This is a genomic window from Paenibacillus sp. FSL R7-0333 (genome assembly GCF_038000365.1).
Taxonomy (GTDB): domain Bacteria; phylum Bacillota; class Bacilli; order Paenibacillales; family Paenibacillaceae; genus Paenibacillus_AQ; species Paenibacillus_AQ silagei.
Window position 1 is genome coordinate 3,384,023 of sequence record NZ_JBBOBZ010000001.1, and the last position, 24,128, is coordinate 3,408,150.

General features: G+C 54.4%; 19 protein-coding genes. All 19 read left to right on the forward strand.

Features of this window, described 5'->3' with window-relative positions:
- Window positions 1–117: 117 nt before the first annotated feature.
- The 19 genes from MKY86_RS14090 (at window position 118) to MKY86_RS14175 (ending at window position 24,069) form a co-directional block, all read left to right on the forward strand.
- Entirely contained in the window at window positions 118–453 is a 336-nt protein-coding gene (locus MKY86_RS14090) for a hypothetical protein (RefSeq protein ID WP_083684500.1), read from the forward strand.
- Window positions 454–681: 228 nt separating this feature from the next.
- Window positions 682–759 carry a potassium-transporting ATPase subunit F gene (locus MKY86_RS34150; protein WP_076075801.1) on the forward strand — a complete coding sequence of 26 codons (78 nt, stop codon included), beginning with the start codon at window positions 682–684 and terminating at the stop codon, window positions 757–759.
- 19 nt (window positions 760–778) lie between these two features.
- A complete protein-coding gene (gene kdpA, locus MKY86_RS14095; RefSeq protein ID WP_076075681.1) occupies window positions 779–2,455 on the forward strand; it encodes a potassium-transporting ATPase subunit KdpA in 1,677 nt (558 codons plus the stop codon).
- A gap of 18 nt (window positions 2,456–2,473) precedes the next feature.
- Window positions 2,474–4,507 (forward strand): potassium-transporting ATPase subunit KdpB, encoded by a 2,034-nt coding sequence (gene kdpB / locus MKY86_RS14100; protein WP_076075679.1) that lies wholly within the window; start codon window positions 2,474–2,476, stop codon window positions 4,505–4,507.
- Between the two features lie 43 nt (window positions 4,508–4,550).
- Complete coding sequence (kdpC, locus tag MKY86_RS14105) at window positions 4,551–5,171, forward strand: potassium-transporting ATPase subunit KdpC (RefSeq protein WP_076075676.1); 621 nt, start codon at window positions 4,551–4,553, stop codon at window positions 5,169–5,171.
- A gap of 63 nt (window positions 5,172–5,234) precedes the next feature.
- Window positions 5,235–7,556 (forward strand): universal stress protein, encoded by a 2,322-nt coding sequence (locus tag MKY86_RS14110; RefSeq protein WP_076075674.1) that lies wholly within the window; start codon window positions 5,235–5,237, stop codon window positions 7,554–7,556.
- Between the two features lie 171 nt (window positions 7,557–7,727).
- The gene (locus MKY86_RS14115; RefSeq protein WP_076075671.1) at window positions 7,728–8,669 is read left to right on the forward strand and encodes a ketopantoate reductase family protein; all 942 of its coding nucleotides are present in this window, start codon (window positions 7,728–7,730) and stop codon (window positions 8,667–8,669) included.
- Window positions 8,670–8,802: 133 nt separating this feature from the next.
- Window positions 8,803–9,186, forward strand: a complete 384-nt coding sequence (locus MKY86_RS14120) for a hypothetical protein (protein ID WP_340827037.1) — start codon at window positions 8,803–8,805, stop codon at window positions 9,184–9,186.
- 97 nt (window positions 9,187–9,283) lie between these two features.
- On the forward strand, window positions 9,284–9,769 hold the full coding sequence (locus tag MKY86_RS14125) for a nitroreductase family protein (protein ID WP_076075666.1): 486 nt from the start codon (window positions 9,284–9,286) through the stop codon (window positions 9,767–9,769).
- Between the two features lie 44 nt (window positions 9,770–9,813).
- Window positions 9,814–11,559 (forward strand): ABC transporter ATP-binding protein, encoded by a 1,746-nt coding sequence (locus tag MKY86_RS14130; RefSeq protein WP_076075663.1) that lies wholly within the window; start codon window positions 9,814–9,816, stop codon window positions 11,557–11,559.
- Complete coding sequence (locus tag MKY86_RS14135; RefSeq protein ID WP_076075661.1) at window positions 11,543–13,384, forward strand: ABC transporter ATP-binding protein; 1,842 nt, start codon at window positions 11,543–11,545, stop codon at window positions 13,382–13,384. The genes MKY86_RS14130 and MKY86_RS14135 overlap by 17 nt, the downstream gene beginning before the upstream one ends.
- Window positions 13,385–14,081: 697 nt before the next feature.
- Window positions 14,082–14,762 (forward strand): response regulator transcription factor, encoded by a 681-nt coding sequence (locus MKY86_RS14140; protein WP_076075658.1) that lies wholly within the window; start codon window positions 14,082–14,084, stop codon window positions 14,760–14,762.
- On the forward strand, window positions 14,759–16,513 hold the full coding sequence (locus tag MKY86_RS14145; RefSeq protein ID WP_076075656.1) for a sensor histidine kinase: 1,755 nt from the start codon (window positions 14,759–14,761) through the stop codon (window positions 16,511–16,513). Before MKY86_RS14140 ends, MKY86_RS14145 begins: the two co-directional genes overlap by 4 nt.
- Window positions 16,514–16,552: 39 nt before the next feature.
- Complete coding sequence (gene pssA, locus MKY86_RS14150) at window positions 16,553–17,077, forward strand: CDP-diacylglycerol--serine O-phosphatidyltransferase (protein WP_076075653.1); 525 nt, start codon at window positions 16,553–16,555, stop codon at window positions 17,075–17,077.
- 6 nt (window positions 17,078–17,083) lie between these two features.
- Window positions 17,084–17,578, forward strand: coding sequence for a DedA family protein (locus MKY86_RS14155; RefSeq protein ID WP_036728489.1), 495 nt, complete (start codon window positions 17,084–17,086; stop codon window positions 17,576–17,578).
- A gap of 125 nt (window positions 17,579–17,703) precedes the next feature.
- Entirely contained in the window at window positions 17,704–20,823 is a 3,120-nt protein-coding gene (locus MKY86_RS14160) for a GNAT family N-acetyltransferase (protein ID WP_076075650.1), read from the forward strand.
- A 20-nt stretch (window positions 20,824–20,843) separates the two neighbouring features.
- Window positions 20,844–21,716, forward strand: a complete 873-nt coding sequence (locus tag MKY86_RS14165) for an amidohydrolase family protein (protein WP_076075648.1) — start codon at window positions 20,844–20,846, stop codon at window positions 21,714–21,716.
- Window positions 21,717–22,149: 433 nt separating this feature from the next.
- The gene (locus MKY86_RS14170; RefSeq protein WP_083684497.1) at window positions 22,150–22,905 is read left to right on the forward strand and encodes an alpha/beta fold hydrolase; all 756 of its coding nucleotides are present in this window, start codon (window positions 22,150–22,152) and stop codon (window positions 22,903–22,905) included.
- A gap of 36 nt (window positions 22,906–22,941) precedes the next feature.
- Window positions 22,942–24,069, forward strand: coding sequence for an NAD(P)/FAD-dependent oxidoreductase (locus MKY86_RS14175; RefSeq protein WP_076075645.1), 1,128 nt, complete (start codon window positions 22,942–22,944; stop codon window positions 24,067–24,069).
- Window positions 24,070–24,128 lie beyond the last annotated feature (59 nt).

Below are 24,128 nucleotides of genomic sequence, written 5' to 3' on the forward strand. Positions count from 1 at the left end.
TTTTGACGTTCCGGCGGTATTTTAACGTAATCTTAATCTGTAGAACCAAACCCTAATCCTGAACTAATGGCGGGAGTGGTACGCTGAATTCTGAAGTTAACATACTGGAGAGAAGGCATGGAGATGGATGTGTGGATGAGAAATATCGGATGGGTGACTGTGCTGACGGCGCTGCTGGTGCTGATCAAGCGGCATTATGACCGGATCGATCTGCTGCAAGAGTGCACCTATGAGAATAGCGGGGTGTACGCTGCGGCATACCAGTTTGCCTGCGGGGCTTCGGCCCGTGAGGTCAGTGAGCTGCTTGTGACCAGCTTCGAGTTCGATCGTCAGGAGACGGAAGTGATCCTTGCCTGGGCGCTCCCGCACCGGATGGAAACGGACGGGGGTTATGGTGCTTTTATCGGGGCGGTCAACAGGGTGCTGGGTGAAGAGATTTACCATTCCTTCTGAAGTCTTAATACAATCTTAATGCGCCTGAGGAAACCCTTACCCTGAACTAATGGGAGAAATGATACGCTAGACCGGAAGTTACAAGAGAGAGATTACCTTAAGGTGAGGAGTGGCAAAGACGATGATGGATGTGTATATGACGGCAATGCTGGCAGCGATATTCACGGTATTCTATGCGTTTGTACAATGGTGCAGCCGTGTGACCGATGAGCAAGGGGGGACGGAGTAATGGCAGTTGTCCTCGCAGCTACTGTGCTGCTGTTTCTGTATTTGGGCTATGCTTTGATTCATCCTGAAAAATTCTAACTACTTAGGAGGGCCATCCGTGGGGATTGTGCAGATTGTAGTCGTCATCTTAATACTCGTACTGCTGGTGAAGCCGGTGGGCACTTATCTATATCATGTATTCTCGAATGAACCGAACCGGACAGACCGGGTATTCGGCGCAGCGGAGAAAGGGATTTATCGTCTGATCGGGCTGAAGCAGCGGGGCGGGATGTCCTGGAAGAAATATGCGCTCAGCTTCATTGTAACGAACATTGTATTGGTGGTATTCAGTTATCTCTTTCTGCGGCTGCAAAAGGGGCTTCCGCTCAACCCGAACGGGATCGGCAATATGGAAGAGACGCTCACCTTCAATACGGTAATCAGCTTCATGACTAATACGAACCTCCAGCATTACAGCGGGGAGAGCGGCGTGTCCTACTTCTCACAGATGGCGGTCATGACGATGCTGATGTTCACCTCGGCCGCCAGCGGCTTCTCGGTCGCGGTTGCTTTTGTCAGAGGGATTACGGGACGCAGCTCGGTGGGGAACTTCTTCGAGGACTTCGTCAAAGCGCATATCCGGATCTTCATTCCACTGGCACTGCTTGTAACACTGGCGCTTGTAGCGCTTCATGTGCCGCAGACCCTGAAGCCTACGCTGGAAGTCACCACGCTTGAAGGGCAGACCCAGCAGATTGCTATCGGTCCGGTGGCCTCCCTGGAGTCCATTAAGCATATCGGGACGAACGGCGGGGGCTTCTTCGGAGCTAACTCTGCCCATCCTTTTGAGAATCCGGGTCCGCTGAGCAATGTGCTGGAGATCCTATCCATGTGGCTGCTGCCCGCGTCTCTGCCGTATATGTACGGGAAGTTCGCCGGGAACAAGCGGCAGGGCTGGATGATTTTTGGTGCGATGATGACGCTGTTCGTGGTGTTGCTGGGAGTGAATTACGCTGCGGAAAGGGCGGGCAACCCGGCGATTAATGCCATGGGGATAGATGCTTCACAGGGCAGTATGGAGGGAAAAGAGGTCCGGTTCGGCATCGCACAGTCGGCGCTGTTCACCACCGTTACAACGGCGGCCACCACCGGCAGTGTGAACAATATGCATGATACGCTGACGCCGCTTGGCAGTATTACCCCGCTGACCCTCATGATGCTGAATAACGTGTTCGGCGGCAAAGGGGTCGGGCTGATCAATATGCTCATGTATGCGATCCTCGGCGTGTTCCTCTGCGGGCTGATGGTGGGCCGGACGCCGGAGTTCCTGGGCCGCAAGATTGAAGCGCGGGAGATGAAGCTGATCGCCATCGCGATTCTGATTCATCCGCTGATTATTCTGGTGCCGACGGCGGGGGCTTTTCTGACGGAGCTCGGTAAAGGAAGTATCAGCAACCCCGGCTTCCATGGAATGACCCAGGTGCTGTATGAATACGTATCGTCTGCGGCCAATAACGGCTCGGGCTTCGAAGGGCTGGCGGATAATACCTCCTTCTGGAATATCACCACCGGTGTGGTCATGCTGCTGGGCCGGTATGTCTCAATGATCGCCATGCTGGCGGTTGCCGGTTCCCTGCTGCGCAAGAAGCCGGTGCCGGAGACCATTGGAACCTTCCGCACAGACAACGGCCTGTTCACCGGCATCCTGATCGGTACGGTGCTGATTATCGGCGCGCTGACCTTCCTGCCGGTGATTGTCCTCGGTCCGGTTGCAGAATATTTGACTTTACGGTAGGGAGAGGGAGAGACGAGAATGAGTACTGTACACAGAAAGAAGCTGCTGACGGGTCCCATCCTGCTAAGTGCTGCCAAGGATAGTCTGGTGAAGCTGAACCCGGTGACGCTAATGAAGAATCCGGTCATGTTCGTCGTGGAGGTTGGGACGGTTATCGTATTGCTTATGGTGCTGGCGCCGGGGTATTTCCATGCGGAGCATGCGGTAGGCTTCAATATTACCGTGTTCTTCATCCTGCTGTTTACCGTGCTGTTTGCTAACTTCGCAGAAGCGCTGGCGGAGGGCCGGGGCAAGGCACAAGCCGATTCGCTCAAAAAAACCAAGCAGGACATCACCGCCAATAAGCTGGCGGGATCAGTGGTCAAGCAGGTGCCGGCCTCTGAGCTGCGCAAAGGCGATATCGTAGTCGTCAGCCAGGGTGAACTGATTCCCGGCGACGGGGAAGTGATCGAGGGGCTGGCTTCTGTGGACGAATCGGCCATCACCGGGGAGTCGGCTCCGGTCATTAAGGAAGCCGGAGGCGACTTCGGCTCCGTGACCGGCGGTACCCGGGTAGTCAGCGACCAGATCAAGGTGCGGATCACCAGTGATCCGGGAGAATCGTTCCTGGACCGGATGATCTCGCTGGTCGAAGGGGCGAAGCGCCAGAAGACACCGAATGAGATTGCTCTGAACACGCTGCTGATCAGCCTCACGATTATTTTCTTGATTGTCGTAGTCACCCTGCGTCCCATCGCGGATTATATCGGGGTGAAGCTGGAGATTCCGGTCATGATCGCACTGCTCGTCTGCCTGATTCCGACCACCATCGGCGGGCTGCTGTCGGCTATCGGGATTGCGGGAATGGACCGGGTGACGCAGTTCAACGTCCTGGCGATGTCTGGGAAGGCGGTGGAAGCTGCCGGGGATATCAACACGATGATTCTGGATAAGACGGGGACGATTACCTTCGGCAACCGGATGGCCAGTGAGTTCGTTGCGGTAGGCGAAGTAACTGTAGCCGAGCTGGCGGCCTGGGCGGCGGTCAGCTCACTGAAGGATGAGACGCCCGAAGGACGCTCTGTCCTGGAGCTGGCGAAGAAGCTGGAGCTTCAGTATGACAGCAGCCTCGCGGACGGCGGGGAGTTCATTGAGTTCAAGGCAGAGACCCGGATGAGCGGGATGGATCTGCGGGACGGACGCTCTGTGCGCAAGGGAGCGGTCGACTCCGTGAAGAAGTGGGTGCTGTCGCAAGGCGGTGCCGTACCGAACGATCTGGACAGCAACTCGGATGCTATCGCCCGGCTGGGCGGCACTCCGCTCGCGGTTGCTGTAGATAACCGGATCTTCGGGCTAATCTATCTGAAAGATACCGTTAAGCCCGGGATGAAGGAGCGCTTCGACGAGCTGCGCAGCATGGGGATCAAGACGATTATGTGTACCGGGGATAACCCGCTGACCGCCGCCACGATTGCCCGTGAAGCCGGGGTCGATGATTTTATAGCTGAGAGTACTCCGGAGGATAAAATTGCGGTGATCCGCCGGGAGCAGAACGAGGGCAAGCTGGTCGCCATGACCGGGGATGGAACGAACGACGCTCCCGCGCTGGCCCAGGCCGATGTGGGGCTGGCGATGAACAGCGGGACAACTGCTGCCAAGGAAGCGGCCAATATGGTGGATCTGGATTCTGATCCGTCCAAGATCATCGAGGTTGTAGCCATCGGGAAGCAGCTCCTTATGACGCGCGGGGCGCTGACCACCTTCAGCATCGCTAACGATATTGCCAAGTATTTCGCCATCATTCCGGCGATGTTCACGCTCGCAATTCCTGAGATGGAAGCCCTGAACATCATGGGTCTAGGGTCCCCAAGCTCCGCTATTATTTCGGCGCTGATCTTCAACGCGATTATCATCCCGCTGCTGATTCCGCTCGCTATGCGCGGGGTCTCCTATAAGCCGATGAGTTCGACCAGACTACTGACGCGCAACATTGTCATCTATGGTCTGGGCGGAGTCGCTGTTCCATTCGCCGGCATCAAGCTGATTGATATGCTCGTCAGTATATGGATCTAGGGGTCCGGCAGACGATTGAATATACAAGGAGGGCGTAATTATCATGACACAATCTACACATGAGACAACCGGAGAGCAGGTCTCCGCTTCACCAGCAGCTTTTGTCTTTACTACAGTGAGGTTAAGCATCGTATTCATTATTCTCTGCGGAATGATCTATCCGCTGGCTTCCACCGCGCTTGCCCAGGTGCTGATGCCTGCCCAGGCGAACGGCAGCCTGCTGAAGGACGCTTCCGGGAAGGTCGTCGGTTCTGCGCTGATCGGGCAGAATTTCACGAACCAGGCAATGTTCCAGAGCCGTGTGTCCAGTATCGGGTACAAGGCCGAAGCTTCGGGCTCGAATAACTACGGGCCGTCAAATCCTGATATGCTTCAGCGCACGAAGGATTCGATTGCCCAGTGGAAGCTGGACAATCCCGGCGTCCCTGTAAGTCAGCTCCCTGTGGATCTGATTACGAATTCCGGATCGGGTCTTGATCCGCATATTTCTCCGGCTGCGGCGCTCGTGCAGGTTCCACGGATCAGCAAGCTGACCGGCATTCCGGCAGATACCCTTGAAGCGTTGGTGAAAGAGCATACCGAAGGGCGTGATCTGGGCCTTTTCGGAGAGAAACGGGTGAATGTGCTGAAGCTGAATCTGGCACTGACAGAGGTAGCGAAGTAAGCTGAGTTCATAGAGACTGCTTCCTCCAGTTGTGAGTTGTGAGAATAGAAAGAAGGTGAGTCCGTGGCGCCCTACAAACGCAAGTCTCCTGAGGAGATTCTATATTCTATCTACCAGCTCCAGCGGGGGCGGCTGAAGATCATCATCGGCTCGGTCAGCGGCTCCGGCAAAACCTATCATATGCTGGAGGAAGGCAAGCTGCTGAAGCAACAGGGAATTGATGTGGTGATCAGTGCCGTCTCCACTATGGGCCGTGCGGAGACGGTTCAGCAGCTTGGCGATCTAGAGCGCGTGCCCAGTATCCACTGGCTGAAGGACGGCAAGGAGGAGAAGGATCTGCCGCTTGAAGCGCTGGTGGAGCGCAATCCTGAGGTGCTGCTGGTCGATGGTCTGGCCCACCGCAACCGTCCGGAGGCCCGCTTCCCGACCAGGCTTGCGGACATCCGTTATCTGATGGATCAGGGCATCAGCGTAATTACGACTATTAATGTCTATGAGCTGGCCGGTGTGGGCGAGCAGATCTATGAAATGACCGGCATCCGTGCGGAGTGCACTGTACCGCTCAATACACTGGAACTTGCCGATGAGGTACGGCTGATCGATGTGTCGCCGGAGACGATTCTCAAGCGGCTGGAGGAGGGGGTGCTTGGAGAAGGTGCGCATCCGGCACTGTCCCTCAGGGGTAACCTTGGCGTTCTCCGTGAGGTGTCGCTGCGGCTGATGGCGGAAGGGGTCAATGATTCCCTGGAAAAGCACCGCGAGGCCGAGGGACTGATCGGCCCATCAGGCGCGACAGAGCGTATTCTGGTATCCGCGCAGTATCACTGGAATGGTTCCCTCTATATTAGAAGAGGACAGCAGATTGCCAAACGGCTGAACGGAGACCTGCTTATCGTTACCTTCCTCCTGCGCGGACGTCCCCTGACCAAGGATCAGCAGGTATTCAAGCGCTCCATCCGCAAGCTGACTGAACGGATTCAGGCCCGGTTCGAGGAGCTGGAGCTGCTGCGTCTGCGGATGCTGCCTACCATGCTTGTGCGCTATGCCATTCAGAACAATGTCACCCGAATTGTGATGGGGCATTCGCAGAAAAGCCGCTGGCAGGAGAAGTGGCAGGGTTCCATTGCCAGCCGTGTCCTGCGGCGGACGCGTAATATTGATGTGTTCCTGATGGCTGACCGTGCCGAGCAGGAGGGAGAGCGGGTTCTGCCGGTCCGTCCCGCCGTGAAGATGGCGGCGGAACCGTTCCACCGGCTGACCGGCCGGGAGCTGGAGCGGCGGATCGAGGATATCCGCCGGGGCACCTTCAAGGTGTACATCGGCGCAGCCCCCGGCGTAGGCAAAACCTACAAGATGCTCCAGGAAGGCAATCTGCTGCTGGGTAGGGGCATCGATGTGGTTATCGGACTGCTGGAGACCCATGGGAGAGAGGAAACCGGCAAGCAGGTGGGCAAGTTAACGATGATTCCTAGAGCGCGGATTGCCTACTCGTCCACCGAGCTTACGGAGATGGATACAGCAGCTATTATCGCCCGCCATCCCGAGGTGGTGCTGGTGGATGAGCTGGCCCACACCAATGTCCCCGGCAGCCTCACCAAGAAGCGGTATGAGGATGTGATCAAGCTGCTGGAGAACGGGATCTCTGTCATTACCACGGTTAATGTACAGCATCTGGAGAGCCTGAACGATGCGGTGGAGCAGTTAACCGGTGTGCGTGTGCGCGAGACGGTGCCGGATGCCATCCTGCGGATGGCGAGTGAGGTGGAGCTGATTGATGTGACTCCGCAGATGCTGCAGCAGCGGATGCGGGAAGGGAAGATCTATGCGCAGGAGAAGGTTAATCAGGCGCTGGAGTCTTTTTTCAGAATCGGCAATCTGATCGCGCTGCGTGAATTGGCCCTGCGCGAGATTGCCGATGATGTGGATGAGCGGCTGGAGGCCTGGGAGCGTGAGCCTGCCTTACGCGGGCCGTGGAGCAGACGGGAAGTGATCTTCGTCTGTGTAGACACGGGACCACAGGCTGAACGGCTGGTCCGCCGCGGCTTCCGCATTGCACACCGCCTGAAGGCGGAGTGGCATGTACATTACGTACACTGTGCCCGCATGAAGACAGCGGAGGAGCAGAAGCGGCTGGATACGCTGAGGGCTCTGACCGAACGGCTGGGCGGGGTAATGGACATTACGGAGGCGGGAAGCCGCAAGCATCTCTATAAGCATCTGCTCCAGCGGATGAATGATATGCAGACTACGCAGGTAATCATCGGCCAGTCCCGCAGACCCTTCCTGCGCAGCCTGTTCATAACGAGCTTCGTCCAATATCTGCTGCGGCATGCCCGGCATATGGATATGCTGATCGTGGCCGTTCATACGCAGATCACGGAATGAAGCGGCTCTGCGGCATAGGAGCGATACGGGTAATGTACAATTTACACGGGTTTGTTCAGTAATTGACATCCTTAGCACCATTGGCAATTGCGCTAGTAGGGTCCTCGCTGCTAACCTAATGAACAGATGTTCATTTCAATACAACTGTTTGAAGCGGAGAGGGGATACTGGATGCGAATATTAGTGATGGGTGCAGGGGTGATAGGCAGTTATCTGGCACATGTGCTGGTGCGGGGCGGGAATGAGGTTACGATGCTGGCCAGAACGAATCGGGCGGGCCAATTGCAGAAGGACGGACTGGTCCTCCGGCATTATTTTCAGCGCAAAACGACTGTAGATCAGGTGAAGGTGATATCCGAGCTGCGGAGGGACGATGTCTATGATCTGATCTTCGTAGTGATGAAATACAATGACTTCCCGGCGGTGCTGCCGGCTCTGGCGGACAACGGAAGTACGAATATTGTGCTTGTCGGCAATAACGGGGATACCCGCGGGATGCAGCAGTTCTTCAAGGAGAATAGCCGGATTCCGCAGAATATTGCGTTTGGCTTCCAGATAAACGGCGGGACGCGTGAGGAAGACGGGCGTGTGATCGTTGTAAGCGGTGGCGGCAAGATGGTACTGGGCAGTCTGGAGGGTGAGGTTCCGTTCAAGACGAAGCTTGCAGAAGCCTTCCATAAGACGAAGTATAAGCTGGATTATTCGCTGGATATTAACGCCTGGCTCCTGAGTCACATGGTTTCAATTATTCCGGTTATGTCGGTCATTTATCTCTATGATTTTGATTTGGCAAAAGCAAGCAAAGACTCCGCCCGCTGGAAACAGGCAGTTGCTGTAATGGATGAAGGGTTCCGCGTGCTCTCCACGCTGGGCTTACCCGTTAACCCCGCCTCTCTGGTTAACGGGGTGAAGAAGCACCCGGCACTGCTCGCCCAAGGGTTGAGACTGGTCCAAAAGCTGCCCTTCATGAAGCTGATTGATGGCTCATTCAGCGAGATAGCAGCGCTCTATCAAGCCTTTGAACCTCTGATGCAGCAAGCCCGTCTGTCCACACCGGCCTGGGATGATTTCAAGCAGCAGACGATGAGGAAATATGCTCTGGAGCAGGGTTAGGATGAACGCATGCACGGAGTACAGATGAACATATGAACAGATCAACTCCTCCAAAAGAACAGCTCAGGAAGCTCCGCTAAGGCGGAGTTTGCTGGGCTGTTTTTGCTCCTTCGAGTAGGTGAAGGCACAATGTATGCGGAAAACCGAATACAATGCGCTCGTGAGAGGGCAGATGGCCAGATGTAATCGAAAAACCGATTACATTGCGCTGGTTAGAGGGCGGATGGGCAAATGTAATCGAAAAACCGATTACAATGTGCTCGTGAGATGGCAGATGGCCAGATGTAATCGAAAAACCGATTACATTGCGCTGGTTAGGGGGCGGATGGTCAAATGTAATCGAAAAACCGATTACAATGCGCTCGTGAGAGGGCAGAAGGCGAAAAAACAAACACAATGGGCTGGCATCAGGGTGCGTGTACCGGATGCCGCTAAAAGTGGACAGATGGGTAAGGCTGTTTTTGCCCAGGAGCCAATTCACTTTCAGCATAAAAAATCATTAACACCATATACATAATGTTCCAATCTACTTATAAAGTATTGTAATTTAACGTGCTAAAGAGATATGCTTATTACCATGTGGATACAAATACAACAGAAGGAGTGGACTACCTATGACTATCATCGATACTATTCAAACGAGAAGAACGATCAAAGCCTTCCGGCCGGACCCGATCAAAGAGGAGGAGCTGAATACTTGGCTGGAGGCTGCCAGCTATGCTCCGAACCACCGGATGAATGAGCCGTGGGAGCTGTTGTTCATTGGGCCGCAGACCCGGGCAGCGCTGAACCATAAGACTGATTTTGGCGGTGCTCCGGTGCTGATTGGAGTCTTATCCAAATCTGCCGCTACCACAATGGAACGTGAAGAAAACATCATGGCCGTGTCCTGCTATATCCAGAATTTCATGCTGGCAGCCCATGAGGCAGGAGCTGGCGTGTTCTGGTCATCACTCGGCGGTACAGCCAAGGGCCGTGAGGTGCTAGACGTTCCTGAAGAGCAGGATGTTATTGCGGTGCTTGCCGTAGGGTATCCTTTGGAAGTGCCTGCTGCCAAGCAGCGAACGCCAATGACTGATAAAATCACATATTTACCCTAAACGGACGAACGGATGCGACGACTGATGAGATGAAGGTGAACTGAATGTGGAAGCTCAGGGGCTTCATGAAGCCGTACGCCCTCTGGAGCGTGCTTGCCCCGCTGTTAATGGTAGTTGAAGTAGTGATGGACCTGTTGCAGCCTGCACTTATGGCCAGCATTGTGGATAAAGGCCTGATGAAGAATGATTTATCGCATATCCTTTCAACAGGCGGAATGATGATTGGAATCGCTATCATCGGGATGACCGGCGGTGTGGGCTGTGCGATATGTGCAAGTATTGCCTCACAGAATTTCGGGAATGATCTGCGGATTAAGCTCTTTGAGCATATCCAGACCTTTTCCAACCGCAATTTGGACCGGCTGAAGACCGGCTCGCTGATCACCCGGCTGACTAACGATGTGGTGCAGCTCCAGACCTTCGTGCAGATGATTCTGCGGAGCTTCGTGCGGTCACCGCTGCTGCTGATCGGCAGTCTGATCATGGCGGTGCGGATCAGCCCGTCCCTGGCGTTGATCCTGCTCGCTGCGGTTCCGCTGCTGTTCATCCTGCTGTTTGTGCTGATCCGGCTTTCTTTTCCGCTATTTGCCCGGATGCAGGAGAAGCTGGATGGGGTGAGCAATGTGCTGCAGGAGAATCTCACCGGCATTCGTGTAATCAAGGCCTTCGTCCGTGGAGACCATGAGCAGAAGCGGTTTAATACAGCCAATACAGGCTATACCGACACCGGAATCCGGGCGATCCGCCTGATGGCGCTGAATATGCCGCTTATGATGCTGATTCTGAATGCCAGCATTATTGCCGTGCTCTGGTTCGGAGGCATACAGAACTGGAACGGGGCGCTGCCCGTTGGTGAACTAATTGCCTTCATTAACTATGTTACTCAATTGCTCATGTCGATGATGATGCTGAGCACGATGCTTGCCTTCGTATCACGGGCCAAGGTATCGGGGGACCGTGTGAATGAAGTTTTCGCCGCCACAAGTGAAATTACCGAAGCGCCTGCGGCGGACCAAGCAGCCATTACACTCGGACGGATTGAATTCAGCAAGGTCTCCTTCGCCTATAACCGCGCGGATGAGAATCTTGTGCTGGAGGATATCAGCTTTGCAGCCAGCCCCGGGGAGACGATCGCTATTCTGGGGGCTACCGGAGCAGGAAAGTCTACCCTGGTTAGTCTGATTCCAAGATTCTATGAGGTCTTGTCCGGTGCCGTTCTGATCGACGGAACAGACATCCGGGAGATTAGCCTAGAGCATCTGCGGAGCCGGATCGGCTTCGTAATGCAGCAGTCCCTGCTGTTCAGCGGCAGTATCAGGGATAATATCCGTTACGGACGGCCGGAAGCAACAGATGAAGAAGTGGAGCAGGCGGCTGTGGCCGCAGAAGCACATGGATTCATTACAGCTATGCCGCAAGGCTACGACACGCAGCTCGGACAACGCGGGGTGAACCTGTCAGGCGGACAAAAGCAGCGTCTGTCCATTGCACGTGCGCTGTTAATTAAGCCGGCCATTCTGATCCTGGATGACAGCACCAGCGCTCTGGATGCGGTCACCGAAGCAAGCATCCGCCTGCTGCTGAAGACGGAGCTTCAGGACTCTACTGTCGTTATGATTGCCCAGCGGGTGTCTTCCATTATAGATGCCGACCGGATCTTGATTCTGGAGAACGGCCGGATCGCCGCACAGGGTACGCATACCGAGCTGATGGCAGGCAGCGAGATCTACCGGGACATCCGTCACTCCCAGCTGAAGGAAGAGGAGGAGCCCTATGTCCAGTCAACGTAAAAGGGAGCAGGCTCCCGGCGGACCTGGAGCGTTAGGCGGCGGGCCTCCCGGCCGTGTTGGCGTAACCCCCAAGGTACGTCCGAAGAATAGCAAGGCAACCATCCTCCGCATCTGGTCCTATCTGAACCGTCAGCGGACAGGGTTGATTATGGTCTACGTATTCACGATTCTGAATGCTGTTCTCGCCCTGATCGGACCCTACCTGCTAGGAAAAGCTATTGATACCGCGATCCTCCCGCAGGATTATAGTCTGCTGGTCCGGTTCTGTCTCCTTCTGGGCGGCATTTATCTGCTGGGCAGCGCCGTCTCTTGGGTCCAGGCTTATGTGATGACCTCCGTCTCGCAGCGCACGGTGTATGAGTTGCGGCGGGACCTGTTCGCCAAATACCAGGAGCTGCCGGTCAGCTTCTTCGATACCCATGCTAACGGTGAGCTAATGAGCCGTGCAACTAATGACATCGACAACGTCTCGAACTCGCTGAATCAGAGTGTAACCCAGCTGCTGAACAGTCTGATTACACTTAGCGGCTCATTGGTCATTATGCTGATGCTGAATGTGCCATTGACTGGAGTTGCTCTGGTAACCATTCCGCTGGTCGTGCTGGCGAGCCGCCGGATTACCGGCTTAAGCCGGATCTACTTCAAGGATCAGCAGCAGCATCTGGGTGAGCTGAACGGCTTCATTGAAGAAGCGGTCAGCGGCCAAAAGGTGATCAAGCAATACCGCAGAGAACAGGCGGAGGTCGCCAGATTCCGAGGAATAAGCGGAGAGCTTAACAAAGCTAGCATTAAGGCGCAGATCGTATCCGGCCTGGTAGGACCAGTAATGAACCTGATTAACAATCTGAACTTTGCGCTGATTGCCGGCATTGGCGGCTGGATGGCTTATCATGGGCTGGTTACCGTGGGGGTCATCGTCAGTATGCTGAACTATGCCAAGCAGTTCGGCCGGCCCATCTCCGACCTTGCGAACCAGTATAACCTGATCCAATCGGCAATTGCCGGTGCCGAGCGCGTATTTGAAGTCATGGATATGCCTTCTGAGTACAGCGGGGAGCAGCCTCAGGAGCTGGAGCGGATACGCGGGGAAGTTGTTTTCCGGGATGTAGTGTTCGGCTATCAGCCGGGCGAGCCTATTCTGAACGGGGTAAGCTTCACCGCACAGCCGGGTGAGACTATCGCCCTGGTCGGGCCGACCGGAGCGGGGAAGACGACTATTGTCAACCTGCTGACGCGCTTCTATGAAGTGAGCGGCGGTGAATTGCTGATCGACGGCAGGGATATCCGGCAGCTGGGTAAAAACGGGCTGCGCCGCCAGCTCGGTATGGTGCTGCAGGACGCCCATGTCTTCTCGGGAACCATCCGCGAGAATATCCGGTTCGGCCGCCTGGAGGCCACAGACCGTGAGGTGGAGGAAGCCGCTAATCTCGCCAACGTCAGCGGCTTCATTGCGCGGATGCCGCAGGGGTACGATACACTGCTGGGTACGGACGGGACCACCTTGAGCCACGGCCAGCGCCAGCTGTTGACCATTGCCCGCGCCATTCTGGCCGATCCGGCCATCCTCATTCTGGATGAGGCAACGAGCAGCGTGGATACCCGGACAGAGATGCATATCCAGCAGGCCATGCGGACGCTGATGAAGGGCCGCACCAGCTTCGTAATCGCCCACCGGCTCAGCACCATTCAGGATGCCGACCGGATTCTGGTCATTCAGGGCGGGCAGATCGCCGAGCAGGGAAGCCACAGCCAGCTCCTTGCGCTGCAAGGGATATATTCCGAGCTGTATAACAGTCAGTTCAAGCAAGCCTTTGAAGCCGGGTAACCAAGGCACGCCGATTAAGGTACGATGATTAAATAGCAGACAGCGATCCTCCGTTTAATAGAGAATCGCTGTTTTGCGTTTTGGCTTCAGCCGCTATTAGTCTGAGGGAATTCCTGCACAGAATACAACAATGTGCATGATCCAGCACCGCGCTGATGAAATTCCTGCACTAATTACAACAATGCGTGCTCTTTAGCTGTGAATCTAACCGTATTCCTGCAATAAGTACAACAATGTGCACTATCTGAGATAAAACGGATCAAGTTCATGCAAAAAATACAACATTTGTATCAAGCGAGGTGTTCAGTGGGGCGTCCAGTGAGGCTTTCTCTTTCAGATTTGTATTCAGTGGGACCACTTTCTCTTTCAGTATGTTTTAGGTCCATTCGCACCTTACACTCAAACAGCGGAGCGGGCGGAACGACCCGCGTAAAAGCGAAGCGTTCGCCTTTGTGTCCGGATTTTCACCGATTAGGTAAAATAATAAAAATCCGGACACAACAGCGATTGTAACAACGTTCCGTTTGCGTAGCGTTCACCCAAGCTAAGACGTATATCATACTCAAAACCAAGGGTCTCCCAAGAAACTCCACCATATATTTCGGCTTATTATCAACCAATTTCACAACAGGACACATAAAGGACATAACACTCGACTATGCTGAGAGGTATAAACGGGTTGAAAGCAGGGAGTACATTGAACAAAAAGCTATTGCTTGTCGAAGACGAGCTGCGTATCCGTGAGCTGGTGTCGGATTATTTCATACAGGACGGCTGGGAGGTGCGCGAAGCCGATAATGGGCAGGACGCGCTCCTGTGGTTCGATTCGCTGGAGCCGGATCTGCTGATTCTGGATATTATGATGCCCAAAATGGACGGATTTCAGGTATGCCGGGAGATCCGCAAGAAATCGGCGACCCCGATCATTCTGCTGACCGCCAAATCCGCCGATGATGACAAAATACACGGCTTCGAGCTGGGCGCCGATGATTATGTAACCAAGCCGTTCAGTCCCAAAGTGCTGGTGGCCCGGGCTGCGGCGCTGATGAAACGGGTTGAAGGCGCACATCAGCCAGAATCCGGGGTAGTGAGATTCGGCTCGGCCATCTTCAACACCATGGCGCACCGTCTAGAGGTGGAAGGCGCCGATGTCGAGCTAACCCCGAAGGAATATGATCTCCTGTGGCTGCTGATCCGCAACAAGGGCCATGTGGTCTCGCGGGATACCATCCTCAGCCGGGTGTGGGGAATTGAATTCGAGGGGGACTCACGGGTCGTGGACAGCCATATCAAGAAACTGCGCAGCAAGCTGGGGTATGAATCCCGACACATTCGAACAGTGATTGGAACCGGCTACAGATTCGAGGATGAAGAATGAAAAGATGGGGAATTACCTTCAAGCTGTTCGTGATGACCGTGATCTTCTTCGTCTGTTTCTACGGGATGGTAATCCTCAGCCAGTTCCTGCTGTTCGACCGCTTCTACCAGACGCAGAAGGAGTCCCGCGTGGAGAAGCATCTTAAGAGCTTCGGGACAAGCTACACCAAAGAAGCCTGGGGCAAAACCCGGACTTCCCGCGAGCTGGTCCGATTCATGCTGCGCAATAAGACACAGATGGTCATTCTGAAGCTGGACGGCCGTATGAAGTCGGAAGATCCGTTCCGCATGAAGCTGATTGACGATAAAGGCCAGACTCAGGTGATCCCCATGTCCCTGTTCATGAATCAGTTCGGGGATATGCTCCGGTCGGCCCATTTGAAAGAGAATGACCGGGTTACCATCCAGGGAGAGCTTGTCACTGGGGAGAATGACCTCGGCAATCAGTATTTCCCGCTCACGATTACCAAACAGGGGTTCCAGCCGGTAGGCGAAGAGGCGGAGCTGGGCAACACAAGCATTACCGGGACGATTACGGAGCTGGTCCTGCCGGATCTGAAAATATGGAACCCGCGCCAGGGCATCCTTTTTGAGGCCATCGAGGACTGGTTCCCGTTAAATACGGGGCAGCTGGAGAGCCTGGGCAAGCTGAATATGGTCAAGGAAGAGTGGACGGCTCCCTGGAGCGGTATCCGCAATTCCGTGATGATTCTGCCCGTGAAACAGGCCAGCGGGGAGATTGAGCTGTTGTTCTCAGTGACCTCGCTGCAGGATGTTAAGGATTCCAATGAAGCGCTGCGCTGGTTCTTTTTATACTTAGGGCTTGGCGGGTTCGTGCTGATTCTGGTCCTCTCGCTGTTCTATTCCAAGATGGTGACCCGGCCCTTGATCAAGCTCAATAATACGGCCAAACGGATGGTAGCGCTCGATTTCACCGGCCATGCCTCCATCCGCCAGAAGGATGAGCTGGGCAATCTGTCCAGAAGCATGTTCACCTTGTCCCAAAGTCTGGACACTGCACTGGGCGAGCTTCGGGAGACGAATCAGCAGCTGGTGGAGGAGATGGAGCAGAAGAAGAAGCTGGAGCAGATGCAGCAGGACTTTTTTGCCAGTGCCTCCCATGAGCTGAAGACGCCGCTTAGCATCATCAAGGGCTTCGCCGAGGGTCTGGAGGATGGGGTGAGCGCCGGCAAGCAGGATCATTACATCAAGGTCATTATCGAAGAGGCCGACAAGATGGAGTTCCTGGTAAAAGATATGCTGGACCTGGCCCGGCTGGAGTCCGGCACGATCAAGCTGCGCAAAAGCTCCTTCATGCTGAGCGAAATGACGGAGAAGGTGACCGATAAACTGGTGCATTCCCTCCAGAATAAGCAGCTGGATGTGGTCATTATTCCGGCGAATGAATTGCCCGTATATGCGGATGCTACATGGATTGAACAGGTGCTCAGCAATCTGCTGACCAACGCAATCCGTCATGCGGAAGAGGGCAGTACGATAACCGTCACCTTGGAGAGTTCACCCAAGAAACTGCTGTTCACCATACACAACAAAGGGGAGCGAATCCCCGAGGATCAGCTGGCGCATATCTGGGAGCGGTTCTACCGGATCGAGGCATCACGCAGCCGTCTGACGGGCGGGACCGGACTCGGATTATCCATAGCGAAGCAGATTTTAGATATGCATGGCTGCCGGTATGCAGTGATGAACACCTCGGACGGCGTCTGTTTTAGTGTAACCTTTGGAGGCTGAGCCGCCCATTACTAACTTGTCAGGAAAGGAGTGAACAGCATGAAATGGAGCTGGCTGCCTTCAATGTGCACACTGGGAAACCTGGGCTTCGGATCAATTTCCCTGCTATTCACGATTGAAGAACGTTATGATCTTGCTTTATTAATGATACTGCTGGCTGCGATATGCGATGTTATGGACGGACTGCTCGCCCGTATGCTGCATTGCACCAGTGATTTCGGCAAACAACTGGACTCTTTGGCGGATATTATTTCTTTTGGCATAGCTCCCGCCTTCCTAATTCTGTTATACCGGCTGGAGAACGTTCAGTGGGTCGGACCTGTCGCTGCGGTCGCATTTCTGATCTGCGGGGCGCTGCGGCTGGCCAGATTCAATATCTCGGCTCCTTCCAAGGGCTTCGTGGGCATGCCGATTACGGCAGCCGGATTGCTTCTGTCGATGACCACACTTATAGGTGAGCGGCTGAAGCCGGAAATGGTCATTTTAATTATGGGACTGTTGTCCATACTGATGATAAGCAGGGTTCCATTCCCTTCGTTCAAAAAATTCGGTAACAGGAAGTGATTGTTCATGCCATGGGTCATCGAGATGATCTCACAATACGGTTATATAGCTATATTCGCGCTGCTGGCGCTGGGGCTTGTGGGGCTTCCCGTTCCCGATGAGCTGCTGACGCTGTTCGTTGGCTATCTATCCTCTACCATGGTGCTGGATTTCTCGCTTTCGGTTCTGGTCTGTTTCATAGGTTCGATTACAGGCATGCTGATCAGCTATACCATCGGTCTCAGAGTGGGGCAGCCTGTCGTGGACCGGTACGGGAAATGGGTAGGCCTGACGCCCAAAAGATTCGCCTATGTCAAACGCTGGTTTTTCCGGTTCGGCAACTGGACGATATTCATCGCTTATTTTGTTCCGGGCATCCGGCATGTGACCAGCTACATCTCGGGCATCAGTGCCATGTCCTTCCGAAAATACTTAATGGTCACCCTGGCTGGTGCCTTTATCTGGTCACTCCTGTTTGTCTCGATCGGTTATCTGATCGGTTCGAGGCTAACCTTTGCTTGAGTTAAGTAATAATCTTTTATAATCAAACAGGAACTTACAGCGGCTTAACGTTCTGTTATATACTGCAAGTAGTATTTATTGCTATGAAGCTAGGAATTATAGCGATCCGAGGAGGTATGACTGTAATGCCCGAATTACAAGAGATCGAGATTGAAGAATATGTGCCGGTGAAGCATGCCGCTTCCATTGCCGAGATGTGGAACAGAAGCGCAGAGAGCTGGGGCGGAGACGGAGCGTACCGGACAGAGGAAAGTGTGCTGCGGGAACACGAGAACAGTCCTATGCTCAAGTTGTTCCTGGCGGTAAGCGGCTCAGAGGTCATCGGATATTGCAGCTTCTCTCACTATAAAGAGGATACCGGGGCGCTCTATATCGCTCTGCTCAACGTGAGACCGGATTACCATGGACGCAAGGTGGGTAAGGCGCTGGTAAGGCGTTCGATCGAAGAGACGATTAAGCTGGGCTGGCCGCGGCTGGATCTCTATACGTGGCCCGGTAATGTCAAGGCGGTGCCTACGTATAAGAAAAGCGGGTTCTTCTGGGAGAACCGGGATGACACGACTCATCTGATGAACTTCATTCCCTCGGTGCTTCAGACCGGAGCGGTGAAGTCTTTTTTCGAGAAGATAGACTGGTATAACGACAGCATCCGTGAGATCAAGGTGGAGCCTGACGGTCATGGGGAAAACGGCTTTGACTATTTTACATATGAATGGCTGAAGGACGGTCTGTCGCTGAAAATGGAATATGAGCGGACCGGCCGCGGCCTGCGCCTCATTGAGACGGAGGATTACCGGATACAGGTAACGATTCCTGCGCAGCATGAGCTGCCGTTTGGAGCGGAATATCCTGTCATTTATGAAGCCGTTAATAAAAGCGGGAAGCCCTTGTCGCTCCAGATTAGCGGTAAAAGCAATGCGCAAATCCGCTTGGAGCTGGAGGCTGCTCAGGATATCGAATCCGAGGCGCGGATCGAAGGACGCTTCTTCATCCATCCGGTGGAGGAGGAGCAGGATCTCTATCAGACCCATCCTGTGGTGGAGGCAGAACTGCTCATTAACGGCCTGCCTGCCGTATTCAAGCTGGGCATTAAGCCAAAGTTCCCGGTCAAGGTGAAGCTCCAGGTACCGGACAGAACGCTTTTCGCGGGCGAAGAGGTGGAGCTGGATGTGACGGTGGAGAATGAGTACAGCACAGACACCGTGTTCAGCTTCGAGCTGCCGGAGGACGAGATTCTGTCGTTCAGTCAAAAGCATTACACCGTTGAGGTTCCTGCCAAGAGCCGGAGGATCGTTACCGCAGCGGCCCGGCTGCTTGGGTACGGAATTTGGCACCATTCGGTGAGCATCCGCAGTGCAGAAGAAGGAGCGGATTCAGCTATACTGGAGCAGGAGCTGAGCCTGGTCTTCACCGGAGCAGAGACGGTCTTCGGCGGCCCGACCGACAAGGACTGGATCATCAGCAATGGCCGCTATTCCGCCGTTCTGAACAAAACGAACCATTGGCTTACTTTTTTTCAGAACCGTAAATATCTCATGAACCTGCCTTATCCGAAGCTTGGACTGCCGTATACGAATGAATTCAACAAATTCTCGGCGCTGGATGTGAAGATCTCCAGGGATCAAGAGGCTATCGTGCTTGAGGCCACTTATGAGGTCGGCATCCGGAAGGGCTTGCTGCTGACGATGGTTGTGAAGCTGTTCAGCAACGGTATAGTCTCCCGTTATTTCAGAATCGACAACCCGCAGGCTACCGAACAGGTGGAAGAGCTGTTCCTGAAGGACTGCTTCCGCTTCAACCTGCATGGAGGCGTCATCCCTTACCGCGGCAAATATATAGATCTGAGCGCAGGGGCTGAAGCCTCCGGCATGGATTACTGGGAAGCGCAGGATTTCACGGAGAACTGGATGTTCGCTGCGGAAGAAGGCTTCTCCAGAGGGATTAGCTGGCCGTCAGAGCTTAAGCTGATCCAGGACTCATGGATGCATGCTGTGGAGCATTCCCTGGGGCGGATTCCCGCCGGCGGGCGGAAGGAAACGCAGCCGCTGCGGATCGCTCTGGGAACCTGGGACCATTGGCAGGATTTCCGTGCCTATGCGCTGCAAAGCGGCAACAGGAATGCTGACGAACTGACCACAACAGAGCAGCTGGAGCTGAGCCTGAATAACGGGAATCCGTTCATGGCTGGAGAGGCTATGCTTCTCCTTCAGGAGCAGAAGAAGAGCTATCTGGTGGGTGAGATTCGGATCTCTTCCGAAGCAGGCAGCATGGAGGAAGCGCGGTTAACGGTTCAAGAGGAAGAGAAGCTCAGAGAAGCGGCTCTGCCGCTGACAGTACCGGCAGGCGCTGCCCCGGATGTGCTGACCCTGCATCTGGATATGGACAGTTATGTGCAGGATCAATCCTTCCTGGTCTTGCCTGTCGCGGATGAACGTGTCCGGCAGGAGAGACTTGTAGCAGAAGGGGCGCAGGTACTGGCTGTAGACAACGGGGTACTGCGGATACAGGCCAGCCCTGACTTTGCGCCGGGACTATTCTCGCTGGTCCATCAGGGCGAGGAATGGCTTGAATCTTCTTTTCCGCAGCCGATTGCAAAGTCTTGGTGGAATCCATGGGTAGGCGGAATCGTAACCAGTGTGGGCGACATTGCCTTGCGCAGCTTCATGGAGGAGCCGTTAACGGCTGATTTCGCCGAACTGACCGATAATAAGGGGAACCGCTGGTCGGGTATCCGGATGAGCGTCACCATTCAGAAGAATGATAAATACAAAGGACTCGTACTGCATCAATATTACATGCTGCTGCCGGGCGTTCCGGTGCTTGCCTCTACGGTACATGTGGAGCAGAATACAGGCGGCCCGCTATGCCCATTGAAGCTTGAGACTTCAACCTTCTATACTGCCGCCTCCGGCATACAGGATGGCAGGGCGTATCTTAAGAACAGCAGAGGTCAAGAGCTCACCTACAAGTCAGGCCGGGGACAGGCAGAGGATGCAAGCCATAACGGGATCCTGCAAGTGGGTTCCATGGAACGCCAGCAGCGTCTGTCATTAGTTACATCATTTAAGCATCCGTCACCTTCCTTGTTAGTCAATTCCGTCGCATTGACGTCTTATGCGGAAGAGTACCTGCATCTGCAGGATGGCAAAGAGCAGTTCAGCAAGCCGCAATTCTATCTGATCTCGGATCTCCAGGTACCTGAGCAGGCTTATGGCGATCTGCTGTCGATCCGGTTCAAGAAGTGAGTCAGAGAAAGGAAGCTTCTATGAAAATCATTGACGCACATGTGCATTATTCCAATATTGCAGCCTTCCACGAAACAGCGCAGACCCTGGCACATATCGATTATACCGGCAAGGGACTCCAGGAGGAGTTCCGCCGCAGCGGTGTCATTGCCGGGGTCGGCATGGGAGTGACCGAGACGGTTGCCGGAGCTTTTCCCGATTCCGCTGCGCTGAATCCTATGCTGCTTGACCTGAGCGAGACACTGCCGGACAATCTGTTCACCTGCGTAGGCATTAACCCGCTCACCCTTCATCTGGAGGGGCAGCTTGAAGCACTGGAGCAATCGCTGCAGCGCTCCGATGTCGTTGGCATCAAGCTGTACGCCGGGTATTACCACTTCAATGTGGGGGATGAGATCTATGATCCGGTCTATAAGCTGGCTGCCGCTTACGGCCTCCCGGTGGTCATTCATGGCGGATTGACTTATGCGGACCAGGGATTGCTGAAGTATTCCCATCCGCTGTCCATGGAGGAGACCTTCCTGAAGCACCGGGAGATTACCTTCATGCTCTGCCACCTGGGCGATCCTTGGGTGATGGACACCGCAGCCCTGCTGGAGAAGAACCCTAACCTGTACACAGATCTATCCGGCTGGATTGTCGGCGATCAGGCCAAGGTGGACCGGCTGCTGACCGAGCAGACCTATACCGACCATTTCCGCCGGGCGCTGGTGTTCGCCGAGAAATACGACCGGCTGGTCTTCGGCACCGACTGGCCGCTGGTCCCGCTGGACGCTTATATTACCTTCGTGAAGCACCTGGTGCCTGAGGCTTATCATGAAGACGTCTTTTATAACAACGCACTCCGCGTATTCCCTAAGCTTGCGGAGCGGATCAAAGAACTGAATCTGTAGTGATGGCCTGTAGGCTTGCCCCCGGAATGGTATTCCGGGGGTTTTTAGTTTCGTTTCCACTTGTTGAGTGGGGGAAGGGTTACTACTTCTGATGGACGACCTGTGGTAAGCTGAGAGTAGTACTGCATCAGCTTTAACACTGTAAGTGATTGTATTTCCTACAATAGAAAAGGCAGAACTGACCGTAAAATGAGATTCTAATGTATTTCATACAGTGGAATGTTGTGTTTTGGGTGAAAATGGCCTTTTTTCAACATTCAATTGTACGGAATACAGTAGATGCTATTTCGAAGCCTTTTTTACAGCAATCTATTGTACAAAGTGCAGTTACTATCGTTCAAGTGCCTACAGCATCCGAATGACTGCTGTGCGAATGAGAAGCTGGCTCGTTAAGGTCCGGTAATGGTCATATTCACAAAGGGAGGCGGGTATTATGCCATACATACAGGTACATGATCTTGAAATGTTCTATGAACAGATGGGCACCGGAGAACCGGTAATCTTCCTGCACAGTCATTATTCCCGCAGCATGCTGGCTTTCAGCAGCCAGGTTCTGGACTTCCAGAGCCATTACAGTTGTTACTTCCCTGATCTTAGAGGGCATGGCAGGACCCGCTGCCGGGATCTGGACTGGTCTACTCCACGAATAGCTGAGGATGTCGCCGGATTCATGGATAGGATGAACATTGAACAGGCACATTTTATTGGATACAGTATGGGCGCGGGCGTAGGGCTGTACCTGGCGGTGAATCATCCGGGACGGATTGCTACGCTTACTACGATTGGAACCAGCGGATTCTGTGAACCGGCTGGAGCCGGAGAATACGAGCCTGAACAGCTGCTGGCGAATCAGCAGCAAGCCTTCATTAATCAGATGATCGAGAGGCATCAGGAGGCCCATCGGGGGAATTGGCAATACTATCTGCGGCAAACGGTGCAAGACTGGATCAGATACCCGGATCTCACGGAGGAGCAACTGGGCAGTATAACCTGCCCGGCACTGCTAATTTCAGGGGAACATGACCCGTTCGCGGGAGAGGACAGAACGGTGAAGCTCGCTTCCCTGCTTACGGATGCAAGGACGCTGATCGTTCAGGGAGCGGGGCACCGCCCGCATATGTTAAGGGAACAGCCCATCCTGGTGAACGATACGATTCTTGAATTCCTTGCACAGAACCCTATCCACTAACACAAGGGGATATACACATCCAGAAAGGACGTACAGATGAAGAAAGTCATCGTGATCGGAGCAGGGATTCTCGGGGCATCGGCAGCCTACCAGCTGGCAGGGATGGGCGCAGAGGTGCTGATTATAGACCGTCAAGACCCTGGTCAAGCTACGGATGCAGCGGCAGGCATCATCTGTCCCTGGCTGTCGCAGCGGCGCAATCAGGCCTGGTACCGGCTGGCGAAGGCGGGGGCACGGTTCTATCCTGAGCTGATTAGTCAGCTTAAGGAAGGCGGCGAAGCGCATACCGGTTATGCCAGGGTTGGAGCGATTAGTATACATACGGATGAGAGCAAGCTCGACAGAATAGAAGAGCGGGCACGGAAGCGGCTGGCAGATGCCCCGGAGATCGGAGTCATCACGCGGCTTAGCGCAGGGCAGACCCGTGAACGCTTCCCGCTGCTGGCGGAAGGATATGCCTCGGTACATATCAGCGGTGCTGCCAGAGTGGATGGCCGCGCTTTGCGGGATGCTCTGCTACATTCTGCACAGCAGCAGGGTGCGGTAATGGTTACCGGTGACGCTGCGCTTGCCTTTGAACCGGGCCGGGTAACCGGAGTCAACGCAGGAGGACACTATTATCCGGCGGATGAAGTGCTTATCTGCGCAGGCGCATGGGCGAACCCGCTGCTCCGGCCGCTGGGCATGGACTTTAAGGTGAGCTACCAAAAGGGGCAGATCATGCATTTGCAGGTATCTGACCAACAAGATACGGAAGTCTGGCCGGTGGTGATCCCGCCAAGCGATCAATATCTGCTCGCTTTTGCCCGGCAGCAGATTGTTATCGGAGCTACTCATGAGAATGACGTAGAAGGATATAATACCAGAGTGACCGCCGGCGGGATGCAGGAGATTCTGGTTAAGGGACTGGAAGTGGCGCCTGGACTGGCGGACGGTACCTTTGGTGAAGTGAGGGTCGGCTTCCGTCCGTTCACTCCGGGATTTCTGCCGGTCATAGGGGCTGTCCCCGGGTGGAGCGGAGTCCTTGCGGCCAATGGTCTGGGAGCTTCAGGACTTACGATGGGGCCGTATATCGGTTATCAGCTGGCGAAGCTGGCACTCGGCAGAGAGCCTGATCTGGAGCTGGACGATTATAGCCTTCAGAGAGCCATAACGGGCGGATGATTACGAATACATTTCCTTCATTGGAACATTATGATTCAATTCGGCTTGCCGGATGAATT